The organism is Variovorax sp. GW458-11-26-14-LB1 (genome assembly GCF_059423965.1).
The window spans coordinates 103634-119071 of record NZ_JBWKYW010000016.1 but is presented as its reverse complement, the minus strand read 5'-3'; the positions used below and the strand labels follow the sequence as shown (position 1 = coordinate 119071).

The window sequence follows — 15438 nt, the reverse complement described above, 5'->3', positions numbered from 1 at the left end:
GCGGGCAACCCCACGCTGCAGCGGCTCTTCGGCGTGGGGGCGGGGCTGACGGGCATCTGCCTGATCGTGGGCTTCGAGGCCTTGCAGGGGCTGGGTCATTCGCTGCTGGCGCAGCTGGCGCTGGTGGTGGCCGCCGTCTGCTACGGCTGCGCCGCGATGTTCGGCCGCGTGTTCAAGGGCCTGGACCCGATGGTGCCCGCGGCCGGCTCGTTGGTGAGCGGCGCAGCCCTGCTCGTGCCCGCGAGCCTGGCGATCGACAGGCCCTGGACGCTCACCCCATCGGCAGCGTCGATGACGGCCGTTGTGGCGCTGGCAGTGCTCTCGACCGCGCTGGCCTTCACGATCTACTTCCGGCTCATCAAGACGCTGGGGCCGATGTCGACCTCGGCGCAGGCTTATCTGCGCGTGCCCATCGGCGTGACGATCGGCGTGGTGTGCCTGGGCGAGACGCTGGCGGCCACGGCGTGGATCGGGCTGGCCTGCGTGGTGGTGGGCGTGGTCGCGATGACGATGCCCGACACACAACTTTTGCGCCGGGGCCTTCGTTTTTTACGCGGCTTTTAGACCCGCGCTTCTACGCTGCCGGCTCCTCCATCCGTTAGCGAATTCTTTCGATGAAACACCTTCTCCGCACCGCCTTGCCGGTGCTCGTTCTTCCCACCCTGTTCGCCCTGCCGATGCTCGCGAACGCGCAGCTCACGGGCAACGTGGCGCTGACCACGAACTACAAGTTCCGCGGCCAGGACCAGGACATGCTCGGCAAGAACGACTACGCCAAGACCCGCGGCTTCAAGCCCGCCGTGCAGGGCGGCTTCGACTACGCCTTCGGCGACAGCGGCTTCTACATCGGCAACTGGAACTCCAGCGTCAACTGGCTCAAGGGCAACAGCCTCGAAAGCGACCTGTACGGCGGCTACAAGTTCAAGGCCGGCCCGCTCGACATGGACGTGGGCGCCCTCACCTACCTGTACCCGGGCAATTCGACAGGCAACACGACGGAGCTGTACGCCAGCGCGGGCTACACCGACGCCACGCTCGGTTCGTTCACGCTGAAGTACTCGCACACGGTGTCGAAGGACTACTTCGGCTACGCCGGCGCCAAGACCGGCTCGGGCCGCACGGGCCGCAACACCGGCTACCTCAACCTGGCCTACAGCAAGGAGATCGTGCCCAAGGTCACGCTGAAAGCGGCTGTCGGCTACACGAACATGTCCAGCGACATCCGCAGCCTGGGCTACAAGAGCTACGTGGACTACAACGTCGGCGCCACCTACGACTTCGGCAGCGGCCTGACGCTGACCGGCTCGGTGCAGGGCGCGAACAAGAAGGGCGCGTACGTGTCCGTGGCCAACCCGGGCTTCGACTACGGTTTCGGCAACGTCGGCCAGACGACCTACTCGCCGAACAAGGCCCGCTTCATCCTCACGCTGACCAAAACCTTGTGATCAGTCGATGCTGATGTTCGCCGCCTTGGCGACCTCGGCCCACTTCACGCGGTTGGCGTGCACGGTCTTCTTGAACTGGGCGGGCGACTCGATGCGCACGGTGTTGCCCTGGCTCTCGAAGCGCTCGCGGATCTCGGGCTGCTCGAGCACGGTCTTCACGGCGGCGTTGAGCTTGTCGACGATGTGGGCGTCGGTGCCCTTGGGCGCGAAGATGCCGAACCAGATGGCGCTGTCGAAGCCCTTGGTGCCGGGCAGGCCGCTGGAGGCGATGGTCGGCACCTCCTTCACGGCCGGCACCGCCGTGGCGGTGGTCACGCCCAGCAGGCGCACCTTGCCGGCCTTGTAGTGCGGCAGCACGGTCTGCACCTGGTTCATGATGCAGCAGGTCTCGCCGCGCACCACCGAGGTGATGGCCTCGGGGCCGCCCTTGTAGGGCACGTGGACCATGTTCAGGCCCAGGCGCGAGTTGAACTCCGCAAAGGCCATGTGCGTGCCCGCGCCGTTGCCGGTGGAGGCGTAGTTGTACTTGCCGGGGTTGGCCTTCACCAGCTCGACGAACTCCTTGAGCGTGCGCACGTTGATCACGTCGGGGTTGATGGTGAGCACGTTCGACACATCGAGCACGGGCGCCACGGGCACGAAGTCGGCCTCCACGTCGAAGGGCAGCTTCTTGTACAGCGCGGCGTTGCTGCCGTGCGTGGCGGCGGTGCCGAACGAGAGCGTGTAGCCGTCGGGCTTGGCATGGGCGACGTACTCGCTGGCGATGTTGCCGGCGGCGCCCGACTTGTAGTCGATGATCACGGGCTTGCCGAGCTGGCGCGACAGCGGCTCCTGGATGGCGCGGGCGACCACGTCGACACCCGAGCCGGCCGGAAAGCCCATGATCAGTGTGACGGGTTGTTGCGGCCAGTCGGGCTGGGCCAGCGCCAGGGTCGATGCGGCAGCGGTGCAGAGCAAGGCGCCAGCGGCCAGCAGGGCGCGACGCGGGAAGGGAGAATGGGCCATGTCGGTCTTTCTTCGAGGCGGACGGTGCAGGCGCCGATTGTGGCGCGCGGCTGATATCTGTTTGCACATGTGCTTATGCACCGCGCCCCTTGCCTCTCCATAATCGCTCCATGGTCCGCCCCACACAACAACTCCACACCCATCGCGAACCGGTGCCCGTGCGCGCCGCCGCCACCGTCCTGCTGCTGCGCGACACCGACGCCGGCCTGGAGGTCTTGATGACCCGCCGCTCGGCCACCGCGAGCTTCGCGCCCGGTGCCTACGTCTTTCCGGGGGGCCACATCGACGCGGCCGACGCCGCCGCCGCGCGCATCGCGGCACGCCGCGCCACGCAGAGCGACACGCAGCACACGCAGGCCATCGCCGCGATCCGCGAGGCCTTCGAAGAACTCGGCCTCCTGCTGGCCCGCCACGCCGACGGCCGCGCGGTGGCTGCCGGCGAGGTCGCCGCGATGGACCGCAACGCCACCGCCGGCACGGCCTTCGCCGACCAGTGCGCGGCACGCGGCCTGGTGCTGTCGGCCGACCACGTCTTCACCTTCGCGCACTGGATCACCGACCGCGACCTGCCCAAACGCTTCGACGTGCCCTTCCTGGTGGCGCGCATGCCCGAGGGCCAGGAGCCCACGGCCGACGAGAGCGAGCAGTTCGAGCCCTGCTGGGTGCGCCCGGCCGACGCGCTGGCGCGCCACGAGGCGGGCAGCTTCTTCATGATCTTCCCGACCATCCGCACGCTGCAGCGCATGGCGGCCTACTCGACCGTCGATGCGGTGCTCGCGGCCTGCGCGCCCGGGGCCGACGGCCAGGAGAAGCCGCTGTGGACCAGCTGCCCGCGCGCCGGCCTGCTCAAGGGCGAGGACGCGCGCTACATGGAACACGAGTCGCCCTTCGGCGAGCTCGCGCTGGTGTGCCCCGACGGCCAGATCGCGCACGCGCTCGACTGGCAGAGCACGCAGCCCGTGGCGCTGCTGAAGAACGTGCAGCGCCTCACCGCGCCGAACCCCAGCGCCATGACCGGCCCGGGCACCAACACCTACCTCGTGGGCGACGCGGCCACCGGCTACCTCGTGATCGATCCGGGCCCGAACGACGCGACGCACCTCGCACGGCTGATGGAAGCCACGCAGGGCGACATCCGCCTGATCGTCTGCACGCACTCGCACGCCGACCACTCGCCGGGCGCCGCGCCGCTGCAGGCGCTGTGCGCGGCGGGGCGCAAGCCGCCGATCCTCGGGCTGTCGTCCGCGCCCACGGCACGTTCCACCGCACGCTTCAGCGCCGAGCGCGAGCTGGCCGACGGCGAACGGCTGGTGCTTTCGGGCACCGCGCCCGACGGCGCGCCGCTCGTGCACACGCTGCGCGCCATCCACACGCCCGGCCACGCGGCCAACCACCTGTGCCTGGTGCTGGAAGAAGATGGCCTGCTGTTCTCGGGCGACCACATCCTCAACGGCAGCACGACGGTGGTCGATCCGCCGGACGGCGACATGACGGCGTACCTCGATTCGCTCGACAAGCTCGACGCGGCCTGCGCGGCCGGTGGCATCGACTTCATCCTGCCGGCGCACGGCTACGTGATCGGCTTTGCGCGCACCGCCATCGCGCACCTGAAGGCGCACCGCCTCAAGCGCGAGGCCAAGATCGCCGCCGCGATGCAGCGGCTGCCCGACGGCACGCCCGAGCAATGGCTGCCGCTCGCCTACGACGACGTGCCCGAGCGCATGTGGCCGGTGGCGGCGCGTTCGCTGGCGGCGCACGTGGCGCGCATCCGTCAACTGGCCGACGCGCGATGAACCGCTCGAACCGCCCCTCTGCGCCCGACGACGAAGGCGTGCGCCTGGCCAAGCGCGTGGCCGCGATGGCCCAGGTGTCGCGCCGCGAGGCCGAGCTGCTGATCGAGAACGGCGCCGTGCGCGTGGACGGCGTGCCCGCCCTGCTGCCGCAGTCGCGCGTGCAGCCGCACCAGCAGGTCGAGATCGCCGCCGGTGCGCGGCCCGAGCCCGTGGTGCCGGTGACGATGGTGCTCTACAAGCCCGCCGGCATGCCGACCGACAACGCCCACCAGCTGCTGGTGGCCGCCAACCACCACGAGCCCGAGCGCGAGGGCCAGCGTTTTCTGCCGGCGCATGCGCGCGGCCAGCGCTGCATGACGCCGCTCGAAACCGGCGCCAGCGGCCTCGTGGCCTACACGCAGGAATGGCGCATCGAGCGCAAACTGCAGGAAGACGCGGGCATCCTCGAACACGAAGTGATGGTCGACGTGGCCGGCCCGGTGAGCCCCGAGGTGCTGGCGCGGCTGGAGCGTTCGCCCGCGCGCGTGAGCATCGGCCGGCAGTCGCCCGAGCAGACCGGCCTGCGCTTTGCACTCAAGGGCGCGCGGCCCGGGCAGATCGCGCACATCTGCGACGGCGTGAACCTGCGCATCGTCGCCATGCGGCGCCTGCGCGTGGGCCGTGTCTCGCTGGCCGGGCTGCAGCCGGGCCAGTGGCGCTACCTCGCGCCGAACGAGCGCTTTTGAAAGCAGCTTGAGGACGACGAGGCAGCACCGCAAACTGCCACCTGAAGACAGCGGCCCCGCGCCGCACACGGGAGATACCAGCACCATGAAGTTCGGCACACCGATCCGCACCCTGGCCTGCACCCTGCCCCTGACGCTGCTGGCGGGCTGCAGCTACCTCACGGCCCTGCTGTTCCCCGACGCGCCGGTCGGTTCGCCGCCCGAAGCGACGACAGCCGCCCCGCCCGCCGTGGTTTCCAAGGACGGCCTCGCGCCGATCACCGCGGTGCAGGTGGAGCGCATCCGCGAAGCCGTCGGCGGCAAGCCCCCTAGCCCCGCGGTGGGCAAGGTGGTGGGGAGCGCGTCGCCGACCATCGAATCCTTCTTGCGCACCGAAGGCTGCATCACGGCGCGCAACGGCGCGGTGCTCAACCCCTTCGCGGCGCCCGGCCGGCTGTTCGACGGCACGGGCTTCCAGGGCGGGCCGATGGCCGAGATGCAGTACCACGACAAGACCGCCTGCGTGACGGTGCAGCGCATCCAGAACTGGAAGCTGGTGTCGCCCCGGTTGCTGCGTTTCGAGGTGGTCTACGTGGGCGACGACGGCGAGGAACGCGCCATCAAGCGCCACGAACTCATGCGCCAGCCCAAGGGCGGCTGGCTGTTCACTCGCTGAGCGTTGCGGCCGGCGAGCGGCACGTGCCGCTCAGCGGACGGTCGTGGCGGGCTTGCCTTGTTGGCTTTGTGCGAGCGCGTCATCGGCCGGCTCCCAGCCGCCGCCGAGCGCCATGAACAGCACGACCTGGTCGTCGGCCAGTTGCGCCTCGCTGGCGGCCAATGCGGCGTCGGCGCCGGCCAGTGCGCGTTCAGCGTCGAGCGCGTCGAGGTAGGCGGTGCGGCCGTTGCGGTACAGCTGGCGCGCCTGCGCGGCGACCTTGGCGCTTTCGTCGCGCGAGGCCTGCAGGGCGGCACGGCGGTCGAGCTCGCGGGCGTAGGTGCCGAGCGCGGTCTCGGTCTCGCGCAGCGCGGTGAGCACGGTGCCGTCGAACTTGGCGAGCGCGGCGCGCGTGCCGGCCTCGGCCTGTGCGATGCGGGCCTGCGCGGCGCCGGTGTTGGGCACGGTCCACGAGATCAGCGGGCCCACGCTCCAGGCCAGCGTGTCCTGGCGGCCGAAGCCGGTGGCATGGCCGGCCGACGAGCCTGACAGGCCCAGCGTGACCTTCGGATAGAGGTCGGCCGTGGCCACGCCGATGCGCGCGGTCGAGGCAGCGAGGCTGCGCTCGGCCTGGCGGATGTCGGGCCGGCGGCGCAGCAGCGCGGCGCCGTCGCCCACCGGCAGTGCGCCGGCCACGCGCGGCGGCGTGGTGCAGTCGGCCACCTCGCGCGGAAAGTCTTGCGGCAGTGCGCCGGTGAGCGTGGCCAGGCGGTAGAGCGCGCCCTGGCGCTGGGCCTTCAGCGGCGGCAGCGCGGCGTCGAGCTGTGCGAGCTGGGCGCGCGCGCGGCCAGCGTCGATGGCACCGGCGCGGCCCGCGCGCTGCAGGCGCTCGGTGACGTTCACGGCGTCTTGCTGCAACGCGACCGACTTCTGCGCGATCTGCAGCCGCAGGCCGGCCGAGCAGGCCTCGGCGTAGGCGCGCGCGGTGCCGGCCGCGACGTTCACGCGCACGAGGTCGAGCGCGGCTTCGGCGGCCTGGCTGCTGGCGGCCGAGGCCTCGATGGCGCGGCGGATCTGGCCGAACAGGTCGACCTGGTACGACAGCGACGCGCCCGCGCTGTAGTTGAAGGTGTTCGGCGGCTCGTAGCCCTTTTGCAGCAGCGACAGGCCCGAGACGTGGCCGAAGGACGGCCCGGCGTTCACGCCGATGGTCGGGTACTTGGCGCCGGCCACTTCGGTTTCGATGGCGCGTTCGCGCTCGAGGTTGGCGACGGCCTGGCGCAGGTCGGTGTTGTGCGCAAGGGCCTGGGTGACGAGCCGGTCGAGCAGCGGGTCGTGGTACAGGCGCCACCAGTGCGCGGGCAGCGGCGCGGCATTCGCCGGTGCTTCGGCGAAAGGCTTGGCGGCAGCGGGTTGGCTGGCCAGCGCCTCGGGCGGCTGCCGGTAGTCGGGGCCGACCGCCGCGCAGGCCGCGAGCCCGGCCGCAACCGCGAGCGAAGCCATGCGAAAGGCGAAGCGGGTCATGGCGGTCATCCCTTCTTCGGCGTGGCGGCAGCGTGGGCCGCGTCGTGTTCGAGGACCTGCACGGTGACCGTCTGGCCGGCCACGAGGCGCGCGCCTTCGGGCAGCGGGTCGAGCTTCACGCGCACCGGGATGCGCTGCGCCAGCCGCACCCAGTTGAAGGTCGGGTTCACGCTGGGCAGCAGGTTGGCGCTGGTGGAACGGTCGCGGTCGGCGATGCCGGCGGCCACGCTGTCGACCGCGCCTTCGAGCACCGCGCCGCCGCCCATCGGCGTCACGCGCACGCGGTCGCCCAGGTGGATGCGCGGCAGCTTCGTTTCTTCGAAATAGCCTTCGACATAGAACGACTGCGCATCGACCAGCGCGAGCACCGGCCGGCCCGCGGCGGCGTAGCTGCCCTGGCGCAGGTCGAGGTTGGTGACGAGGCCGTCGGCCGGCGCGCGCACTTCGGCGCGCTGCAGGTTCAGGCGCGCCGAATCGAGCGCCACCTCGGCCTGCGCGACGGCGGCCTGGGCCTGCTCGACGCGGGCGCGGGTCTGTTCGCGCGACTCCTTCGACACCAGCTCGTCGAGCCCCGTGTTGCGCGCGTTCTCGCGCTGGGCCTGGGCGCTCACGGCGCGCTGCGCGGCGAGCGCGGCCTGCGCCTGGCGCACGGCGAGGTCGTAGCGCGCGCGGTCCACCTCGAACAGCAGCGTGCCGGCGACGACCGGCTGGTTGTCGCGGATCGGCACGGCCGTGACGAGGCCCGAGACGTCGGGCGCGATCTGGACCACGTTGGCGCGCACGCGGCCGTCGCGTGTCCACGGTGCGAGCTCGTAGTGGTCCCACAGGCGAAAGCCCGCCCAGACGGCGGCGGCCACCACGGCCACGGTGAGAAGAACGCGCAGCAGGCTCTGGGCCCGGGGGTTGTCTGCGAAGGGGTTGGCTTTCATGGGAATCTCTGTGGTGTTTGAGTTGTCGGTGCGGGCGTCATTGCAGGTGCGCCGTGAGGCGGCTCAGGCCGTACAGCAGCAGCAGGTACAGCGCCATGTCGAACAGCGCCGGGTGCCACACCCAGCGGTACAGGCCGGTGGCGGCGAGCAGCCGGCGCACGCCCCACAGGGCGAGCAGCGCGGCGCCGGCCAGCAGCATGAGCCAGGGCACGTAGAGCCCGTAGAAACTGGCTTCGCCGATCATGCGGAAGCTCCTTGCGGTGAAGAAGAAGACACAGCCGCGAGCGAAGGCGGCGCGTCGGGGAACAGGTTGCGGCGCAGGCCGACCAGCGCGGTGACGGCGGCGCGCGACGCGGTGGAGGTGTCGCGCGCGGCGAGCACCGACGCCAGCGCTTCATCGATCTGCGGCAGCAGCGCCGCCGGGCGCGGCGCCATGCGGCCTTCGCCGCGCTGGCGGAAGAAGCGCGCGATGCCGCCGAGCAGCGCGGCCGAGGTGGCCATCGGCAGCTGGGCGCGCACGCGCTGCAGCACGGCGATGTCGGCGCCCATGCGCAGGTCGCGCAGCGCGTCGTTGGCGGCCACGCCCTCCACGGTGCCGCCGGCCTGCGCGATGCGCGGCGCCAGCAGGCCGATGCGGTCGAGCATGCGCACGGCGTAGGCGTCGCTCTGCGCGTACTGCGGCTGGGTGGAGGCGGCCATGTCGCCGAGTTCGCGCCAGGTGGCGCGCTGGATGCGGCGTGCGCTCCAGTCGGCGCCCACCGAGCGCACCAGCCGCGTGACGCGCGCGGCCATCACCACGCCGACGATCTGGCCGGTCATGCTGTTGATGAAGCTCACGAGGTCGGCGCTGGCGGTGTCGTGCATCGCCAGCGTGCCCGACACGCCGAAGACCAGCGCCATCGCGGCCATGAAGTGCGTCGGGCGCGGCAGGTACAGGCCCAGCACCAGGAACAGCGGCGCGCAGACCAGCGCGAGCATGCCGAAGTCCTGCACCGTGGGCATGAGCACGAGCACGTAGACGGCCGAGATGGGAATGGACCACAGCGTCCACTTCAGGAAGCCGTGCATCGCGGGCACGGGGTCGTCCATGGTGGCGAAGAAGCAGCAGAAGACGGCGGCCATCATGGTGGCGGCCGAGCCCATGGTCCAGCCCGTGAGGATCCAGAACGCGCCGCACACGCAGATGGCGATGACGGCGGCCAGCGCCGACAGCAGCGCCATGCCGTGGTCGCGGTGCATCGCGCGCTGGCCCAGCGCGGCCGTGCGGCGCAGCGGCGCGCCGCCCTTCAGGCCTTCGTCGATGTCGCGGCGGAGTTGGGCGCAGGCGGTCCAGCCGTCGACCAGTTCTTCGAGCCGGCCCGCCAGGCCGATGCGCAGCGCGCGGGCCCAGGGGCTGAACCCCGTGTCCTGCGCGCTGCCCAGCGCGGCGATCGCGTGGCGCAGCGCCTGCAGGCGGGCCGACGCGTCGACGGCCGGGTCGCTTTCGTCGCGCAGCCATTGCGCGGCCAGCGCCAGCACGGCGGTGACGTCGGGCGCGAGGCGGCCTTCGGCTTGCGCCAGCGCCTGCAGCCGGTCTTCGACCGCCGACAGCGCGGGCGTGAGCGCCGCCACGCGGTCCTGCATGGCGCGGATCGCGCCGGCGGTCCAGCGCAGGTGCGTGGTGTCGAAGGGCACGTGGGTCGAGAGCAGGCGCAGTTGCGTGATGTCGCCGGCGAGGCGGCGGCGGTCGTCGTCCAGGCGCTTCGGGTCGGCGTCCTTGGGCGTGCTGCGGTCGCCGGGCTGGAACAGGTCGCCGATCCATTGGCGCGCGTCTTTCAGCGTGCGGTCGAGCAGGCCCAGCACGGTGGGCGCGAGCCCCGCGGGCAGCACGAGGCTGTGGACCAGCGTGGCGCAGAAGATGCCCAGGCCGATCTCTTCCACGCGCGCCACGGCGGTGTCGAACAGCACGAGCGGCGTCTGCACCGACGGAAAGCCGATCAGCGCCGCCGTGTAGCCCGCGAGCATGAAGACGTACGAGCGCGGCGTGCGGTCGAGCAGCGACACATACAGGCACAGCCCGACCCACAGCGCGAGCACCAGCGTGAGCAGCTCGGGCGCGTTGGACAGCGCGGGCACCATGAGCACGGTGGCGACACTGCCGATGAGCGTGCCGCAGAAGCGGAACATCGCCTTGGAGCGCACGGCGCCGGCCAGCGGGTGGGCGACGACGTAGGTGGTCATGAGCGCCCAGAACGGGCGCGGCAGGCCGGCGCGGCTGGCCAGGTACATCGCCAGCATCGCGGCGGCGAAGCTCTTGACGGAAAAGAGAACTTCCGCGCGGGTGAAGCGCGGCAGCGCCATCGACATCGCCATTTACTGGCCGCGCCCTTCCTGCTGCAGGCTCTGCATGCCGGCAGCACTGCGGCCGAGCTTGGCCTCGAGCGCGCCGAAGACGCGCAAGGTGGCGGCGATGTCCTCGTCGGGAATGCCTTCGAACAGCGCGGCGCGCATCTGGCGCAGCGCGGCCTCGATGGGCTCGCACACGGCGCGGCCGGCGGGCGTGAGGTGCAGCGTCTTGGCGCGGCGGTCGGCCGGGTCTTCGCGGCGCTCGACGAAGCCGGCCTCGACCAGCTGGTCGAGCGAGCGCACCAGCGACGGCCCTTCGATGCCCAGCGCCTCGGCCACCGTGCCCTGCCGAACGCCGTCTTCCATGCGCCCGAGCACCACCACCGGCCAGGCCAGCGTCTGCGACAGGCCCACGTGCGCCACTGCCTTGTCGGCCGCCGCGCGGTAGCCGCGCTGGAGCACCGACAGCGAGGTGCCGAGCCGCATCAGCGCGTGTTCGCGCAACGGGGAGATGGGTTCGGTATCGGCCACGGTGTTATCAATTAGTTAGCTTGCTAACAATTGTACGGGTTTCTACCGAGTCTTGCACGCGGCCGCGCACGACGCCGGCGCGCGGCCCAGGGAAAAGGGGGGGAGAAAGAAAAGTGTGAAGCTCGCCGATAAGCCGGATTCTGTGCACCGGAGCCCTCTTGCGAAGACCCCGGCGTGACCGCCATTACTCTGGGCCGTTTGTCGCCAAACGGCTCGATGCCACCTACCCGCCAGCTCAGCGGAACCACCTCAATACTGGCCTACTTGGTGTTGCTGCGCGCAGAGATTGCCCGTTTCACCCGAACTGAATCGGCTCGTCTCTGTTGCTCTGATCCTCACCTCACGGTGGAGAGTCGTTAACTCCTGCGCTGTCCTGTGCAGTCCGGACGTTCCTCCAGTGCGATCTTTCGACCCGATGCTGTTGCCCGAGGGCAGAGCATCGTCCCTTTCGGGCTTGCACCAGCGGCGGTCTGGCGTGCTTCACCGCTCGATTATCGCCCGCCCCATCAATGACCCTTCAGGCGACGCCGCCAGCCGACCGTCAGCCGGGCGTTTCGCTGTCGCCGGCCTGCACCAGGCCCAGCTTGCGCAAGGTCCGGTGGAAGTTGCTGCGGTCGATGCCGGCCTCGCGCGCGGCGCTGGCCACGCGGCCGCCGTGGCGGGCGAGCAGTTCCAAGAGCCAGGTCCGCTGGAAGGCGTCGGTCGCCTCGCGCAGCGTGCCGCCAGCGATGGCAGGCCCCGCGTGTTCGTTCGCCGGGGCCTGCACGGGCGCTGCCACCGCGCCTCCCACGGCGGCAGCGCTGTCCAGCGCCAGGTGATGCGGTTCGATGGCCGTCCAGCGCGAGCCGCGCGGCTGTTCCCTGAACGCCCGCAGCGAAGCGCGGCTGATCACATGCTCGAGCTCGCGCACATTGCCCGGCCAGCCGTGCGCCAGCATGGCGGCCTTCGACGCCGGCGAGAGCCGCAGGTTGCGCGCGCCCAGCCGGTGCTGGTTCTCCTCGAGAAAGCTGCCGGCGAGCACGAGCACGTCGCGCCCCCGTTCGCGCAGCGGCGCGACGACGAGCGGATAGACCGACAGCCGGTGGTACAGGTCGGCGCGAAAGCGCCCCTGCGCGATCGCCGCGGGCAGGTCGCGGTTGGTGGCCGCGATCACGCGCACGTCGACCTTGCGCATGCGGTCGCTGCCGGGGCGCTGCACCTCGCCGCTTTGCAGCACGCGCAGCAGCTTGGCCTGCACGCTCAGCGGCAGCTCGCCGACCTCGTCGAGAAAGAGCGTGCCGCCATCGGCGATCTCGAACTTGCCGTCGCGGTCCTGCACGGCGCCGGTGAACGCGCCGCGCTTGTGGCCGAAGAGTTCGCTGTCGGCCAGCGACTCGGGCAGCGCCGCGCAGTTGACCTGCACGAGCGGCTGCTCGCTGCGGCGCGAGCGCGCGTGCAGGCGCTGCGCGACCAGGTCCTTGCCGACGCCGGTTTCGCCGAGCAGCAGCACCGTGAGGTCGGACACGGCGACGGTGTCGATCTCGTGGCACAGCTGCTTCATCGCCGCACTGCTGCCCAGCAGCTCGCGGGGCGCGCCGCGGCCTGCGCGCAGCGCCTGCGCGACGGCCTGCTCGCGCATCGCGCGCGCCTGCATCTCGCGGATCGTATCGGCGGCCTCGATGCCGGTTTCGACGAGGGCGATCAGTGCCTCCATCTGCGCCGGGCCCACGGCATCGAAGGCGTGCGGCTCCAGGGCGTCCAGCGTCAGCAGGCCCCAGAGGGTGCCGCGCAGGCGCAGCGGCGCGCCCATGCAGTCGTGCACTGGCAGGATGCCCGGCTGGCCGGCGACGAGGCCGTCGTACGGGTCGGGCAGGTTGCTGTCGTGGGCGAAACGCAGGCCCCGTTCGCTGGCGAGCAGGCGCGCAAAACGCGGATGGGCGGCGACGGGAAACTGGCGCCCCAGGGTTTCATCGCTCAGGCCGTCGACCGCGACGGGCTTCAGCACGTCGACGTCGAGCTGCAGCAGCGCGGCGGCATCGCAGCGGACCAGTCCCCGCGCGGCGGCGAGAAGCGATCGGTAGCGGGCAGCCTCGGCTTCGGGCTCGGGTGGTGAGGCCTCGGTGGTCGAATCGACACGCAATGTGGTCATAAGTACAACGCAAAAGTTGTTGCGAATTTGACCACGCCCGATAAATCCCCAATGGCGTCAAGCACTTGCAACGGTCTTCCGGCTGGCACGGATCGTGAGATGACACAGGCATCTCCAACCGAAGGACCGCCAGACCATGAACCCGCAAACCATCGCCATCGTCAAGTCCACCGTGCCCGCGCTCCAGGCCCACGGCGAGGCCATCACCAGCCACTTCTACAAGATCATGCTCGAGGGCCATCCGCAGGTGAAGGCCTTCTTCAACGAAGCGCACCAGGCTGCCGGCACGCAGGCGCGCGCGCTGGCGGGGGCGGTCATCGCCTACGGCGCGCACATCGACCGGCTCGAAGCGATCGCCGGCGCCCTGCCCCGCATCATCCAGAAGCACGCGGCTCTGGGCGTGCTGCCGGAGCACTACCCGATCGTCGGCCACTACCTGCTGCGCGCCGTGAAGGAGGTGCTCGGCGATGCCGCGACCGACGAGGTGATCGCCGCCTGGGGCGAGGCCTACGAATCGCTGGCGGGCCTGCTCATCGCCGCGGAAGAAGCCGTCTACAGCGCCAACGCGGCGCAGCCCGGCGGATGGCGCGGCACGCGCGAATTCCGCGTGGCCCGGCGCGAGGACGAAAGCGAGGTCATCACCTCGTTCTACCTGGAGCCCGTGGACGGCGGCGCGCTGCTGGCGTTCTCGCCGGGGCAGTACCTCACGCTGGTGCTGGAGATCGACGGCCAGCCGGTGCGACGCAACTACTCGCTGTCCGACGCACCGGGCAAGCCGTGGTACCGCATCAGCGTGAAGAAGGAAGAAGGTGGCCGCGCCTCGAACTGGCTGCACGAGTCCGCGACGATCGGCACGCGGCTGCAAGTGCAGGCGCCGTGCGGCGACTTCGTGCTGCAGCCCGCGGGCGAGCAGGCGCGTCCCCTCGTGCTGGTGACGGGCGGCGTGGGCATCACGCCCGCGATGAGCATGCTCGAGTCGGTGGCCCACACGGGCCGGCCGGTGCACTTCGTCCATGCGGCGCGGCACGGCGGCGCGCATGCGTTCCGCGCCCGCGTCGACGCACTCGCGCAGCGGCATGCGAACGTGAAGCCGCTGTATGTCTACGACGCGCCGCGCGAGAGCGACACGCCGCACGCGACCGGCTTCGTCACCCGCGAACTGCTGGCCGGGCTGTTGCCCGCCGACCGCGACGTCGACCTGTACTTTCTCGGGCCGAAGCCCTTCATGCAGGCGGTGTATGCGAACGGGCTGGCGCTCGGCGTGCCCAAGCAGCAGCTTCGCTACGAGTTCTTCGGGCCGCTGGAAGCCCTGGAGGCCTGAACCGCAACGGCCTGCCATCCCCCGTGCTGAAACGGTCGCGGGCCGGGTGCAACCCGGCCCAGGGGGCGCCACAATGCGCGCTGACCATCCGCCCCTCGCACCCAAGGAGATTCCATGAAGGCCCAGAACATCCTCCAGACCATCGGCAACACGCCGCACATCCGCATCAACCGCCTGTTCGGCCATGCGAAGCAGCAGGTCTGGATCAAGTCGGAACGCGCCAACCCCGGCGGCTCGATCAAGGACCGCATCGCGCTGTCGATGGTGGAAGACGCCGAGAAGAGCGGCGCGCTGAAACCCGGCGGCACCATCGTCGAGCCCACCTCGGGCAACACCGGCATCGGCCTGGCGATGGTCGCGGCCGTCAAGGGCTACAAGCTGATCCTGGTGATGCCCGACAGCATGTCGGTGGAGCGCCGCCGCCTCATGCTGGCCTACGGCGCCACCTTCGACCTCACGCCGCGCGCCAACGGCATGAAGGGCTCCATCGCCCGCGCCGAGGAAATCGTGGCCGGCACGCCGGGCGCGTGGATGCCGCAGCAGTTCAACAACCCCGCCAACGTCGACGTGCACGTGCGCACCACGGCCGAAGAAATCGCAGCCGACTTTCCCGAGGGCATCGACGTGCTCATCACCGGCGTGGGCACGGGCGGCCACATCACCGGCGTGGCGAAGGTGCTGAAGAAGAAGTGGCCCAAGCTGCAGGTGTTCGCGGTGGAGCCCGTGGCCTCCCCCGTGATCTCGGGCGGCGCGCCGGCGCCCCACCCCATCCAGGGCATCGGCGCGGGCTTCATCCCGAAGAACCTCGACACCTCGCTGCTGGACGGCGTGCTGCAGGTCGACGCCGAACCGGCGCGCGAAATGGCGCGCCGCTGCGCGGTCGAGGAAGGCATCCTGGTCGGCATCTCGTCGGGCGCGACGCTCGCGGCCATCGCGCAGAAGCTGCCCTCGCTGGCGCCCGATGCGGTGGTGCTGGGCTTCAACTACGACACCGGCGAGCGCTACCTCTCCGTCGAAGGCTTCCTGCCCGCCTGATCCAGCTACAAGTTTCATAGCGCCCCGGGCGCTTAAAATCGTC

At 70.9% G+C, this 15438-nt stretch carries 14 protein-coding genes and 1 other RNA gene; 7 read left to right on the top strand and 8 right to left on the bottom strand.

The features are described from left to right. Together AC07YS_RS13485 and AC07YS_RS13480 are read left to right on the top strand one after the other, a co-directional pair. A partial coding sequence (locus tag AC07YS_RS13485) for a DMT family transporter (RefSeq protein ID WP_495275714.1) occupies window positions 1–564 on the top strand: 564 nt, incomplete at its 5' end. Between the two features lie 50 nt (window positions 565–614). Beyond that, window positions 615–1445, top strand: coding sequence for a TorF family putative porin (locus AC07YS_RS13480; RefSeq protein WP_495269320.1), 831 nt, complete (start codon window positions 615–617; stop codon window positions 1443–1445). Here the strand turns inward: AC07YS_RS13480 and AC07YS_RS13475 are convergent, their stop codons facing one another. Further along, window positions 1446–2450: a Bug family tripartite tricarboxylate transporter substrate binding protein gene (locus AC07YS_RS13475; RefSeq protein WP_095743580.1), complete on the bottom strand. Its 1005-nt coding sequence runs from the start codon at window positions 2448–2450 to the stop codon at window positions 1446–1448. It lies immediately after the preceding gene. A 110-nt stretch (window positions 2451–2560) separates the two neighbouring features. Here AC07YS_RS13475 and AC07YS_RS13470 point away from each other — a divergent pair, with 110 nt between their 5' ends. From AC07YS_RS13470 to AC07YS_RS13460, 3 genes are all read left to right on the top strand, one after another. Beyond that, complete coding sequence (locus AC07YS_RS13470) at window positions 2561–4243, top strand: MBL fold metallo-hydrolase (protein WP_495269321.1); 1683 nt, start codon at window positions 2561–2563, stop codon at window positions 4241–4243. Further along, on the top strand, window positions 4240–4968 hold the full coding sequence (locus AC07YS_RS13465) for an RNA pseudouridine synthase (protein ID WP_159278590.1): 729 nt from the start codon (window positions 4240–4242) through the stop codon (window positions 4966–4968). Before AC07YS_RS13470 ends, AC07YS_RS13465 begins: the two co-directional genes overlap by 4 nt. An 85-nt stretch (window positions 4969–5053) precedes the next feature. Beyond that, complete coding sequence (locus AC07YS_RS13460; RefSeq protein ID WP_495269322.1) at window positions 5054–5623, top strand: hypothetical protein; 570 nt, start codon at window positions 5054–5056, stop codon at window positions 5621–5623. 30 nt (window positions 5624–5653) lie between these two features. Here AC07YS_RS13460 and AC07YS_RS13455 read toward each other — a convergent pair whose 3' ends face one another. The 7 genes from AC07YS_RS13455 to norR form a co-directional block, all read right to left on the bottom strand. Then, the gene (locus tag AC07YS_RS13455; protein WP_495269323.1) at window positions 5654–7135 is read right to left on the bottom strand and encodes an efflux transporter outer membrane subunit; all 1482 of its coding nucleotides are present in this window, start codon (window positions 7133–7135) and stop codon (window positions 5654–5656) included. After that, window positions 7132–8055, bottom strand: coding sequence for an efflux RND transporter periplasmic adaptor subunit (locus AC07YS_RS13450; RefSeq protein ID WP_495269324.1), 924 nt, complete (start codon window positions 8053–8055; stop codon window positions 7132–7134). The genes AC07YS_RS13455 and AC07YS_RS13450 overlap by 4 nt, the downstream gene beginning before the upstream one ends. 37 nt (window positions 8056–8092) lie before the next feature. Continuing rightward, window positions 8093–8299 (bottom strand): DUF1656 domain-containing protein, encoded by a 207-nt coding sequence (locus AC07YS_RS13445; protein ID WP_062483051.1) that lies wholly within the window; start codon window positions 8297–8299, stop codon window positions 8093–8095. After that, on the bottom strand, window positions 8296–10407 hold the full coding sequence (locus AC07YS_RS13440) for an FUSC family protein (protein ID WP_495269325.1): 2112 nt from the start codon (window positions 10405–10407) through the stop codon (window positions 8296–8298). The genes AC07YS_RS13445 and AC07YS_RS13440 overlap by 4 nt, the downstream gene beginning before the upstream one ends. Further along, window positions 10408–10866 carry a MarR family winged helix-turn-helix transcriptional regulator gene (locus AC07YS_RS13435; RefSeq protein WP_139701559.1) on the bottom strand — a complete coding sequence of 153 codons (459 nt, stop codon included), beginning with the start codon at window positions 10864–10866 and terminating at the stop codon, window positions 10408–10410. A 158-nt stretch (window positions 10867–11024) separates the two neighbouring features. Next, an RNA gene (rnpB, locus tag AC07YS_RS13430) (RNase P RNA component class A) lies at window positions 11025–11393 on the bottom strand. Window positions 11394–11452: 59 nt separating this feature from the next. Then, entirely contained in the window at window positions 11453–13039 is a 1587-nt protein-coding gene (gene norR / locus AC07YS_RS13425; RefSeq protein ID WP_495269326.1) for a nitric oxide reductase transcriptional regulator NorR, read from the bottom strand. 136 nt (window positions 13040–13175) lie between these two features. Here norR and hmpA point away from each other — a divergent pair, with 136 nt between their 5' ends. Further along, entirely contained in the window at window positions 13176–14360 is a 1185-nt protein-coding gene (gene hmpA, locus AC07YS_RS13420) for an NO-inducible flavohemoprotein (protein ID WP_495269327.1), read from the top strand. 114 nt (window positions 14361–14474) lie between these two features. Next, window positions 14475–15395, top strand: a complete 921-nt coding sequence (cysK, locus tag AC07YS_RS13415) for a cysteine synthase A (protein WP_062478599.1) — start codon at window positions 14475–14477, stop codon at window positions 15393–15395. The last annotated feature ends 43 nt before the right edge of the window (window positions 15396–15438 follow it).

What these genes read in the sequence shown, in the direction of transcription:
- AC07YS_RS13480 (WP_495269320.1), top strand. Translation starts at nt 615, where the DNA reads ATGAAACACCTTCTCCGCACCGCCTTGCCGGTGCTCGTTCTTCCCACC.
- AC07YS_RS13475 (WP_095743580.1), bottom strand. Translation starts at nt 2,450, where the DNA reads ATGGCCCATTCTCCCTTCCCGCGTCGCGCCCTGCTGGCCGCTGGCGCC.
- AC07YS_RS13470 (WP_495269321.1), top strand. Translation starts at nt 2,561, where the DNA reads ATGGTCCGCCCCACACAACAACTCCACACCCATCGCGAACCGGTGCCC.
- AC07YS_RS13465 (WP_159278590.1), top strand. Translation starts at nt 4,240, where the DNA reads ATGAACCGCTCGAACCGCCCCTCTGCGCCCGACGACGAAGGCGTGCGC.
- AC07YS_RS13460 (WP_495269322.1), top strand. Translation starts at nt 5,054, where the DNA reads ATGAAGTTCGGCACACCGATCCGCACCCTGGCCTGCACCCTGCCCCTG.
- AC07YS_RS13455 (WP_495269323.1), bottom strand. Translation starts at nt 7,135, where the DNA reads ATGACCGCCATGACCCGCTTCGCCTTTCGCATGGCTTCGCTCGCGGTT.
- AC07YS_RS13450 (WP_495269324.1), bottom strand. Translation starts at nt 8,055, where the DNA reads ATGAAAGCCAACCCCTTCGCAGACAACCCCCGGGCCCAGAGCCTGCTG.
- AC07YS_RS13445 (WP_062483051.1), bottom strand. Translation starts at nt 8,299, where the DNA reads ATGATCGGCGAAGCCAGTTTCTACGGGCTCTACGTGCCCTGGCTCATG.
- AC07YS_RS13440 (WP_495269325.1), bottom strand. Translation starts at nt 10,407, where the DNA reads ATGGCGATGTCGATGGCGCTGCCGCGCTTCACCCGCGCGGAAGTTCTC.
- AC07YS_RS13435 (WP_139701559.1), bottom strand. Translation starts at nt 10,866, where the DNA reads ATGCGGCTCGGCACCTCGCTGTCGGTGCTCCAGCGCGGCTACCGCGCG.
- norR (WP_495269326.1), bottom strand. Translation starts at nt 13,039, where the DNA reads ATGACCACATTGCGTGTCGATTCGACCACCGAGGCCTCACCACCCGAG.
- hmpA (WP_495269327.1), top strand. Translation starts at nt 13,176, where the DNA reads ATGAACCCGCAAACCATCGCCATCGTCAAGTCCACCGTGCCCGCGCTC.
- cysK (WP_062478599.1), top strand. Translation starts at nt 14,475, where the DNA reads ATGAAGGCCCAGAACATCCTCCAGACCATCGGCAACACGCCGCACATC.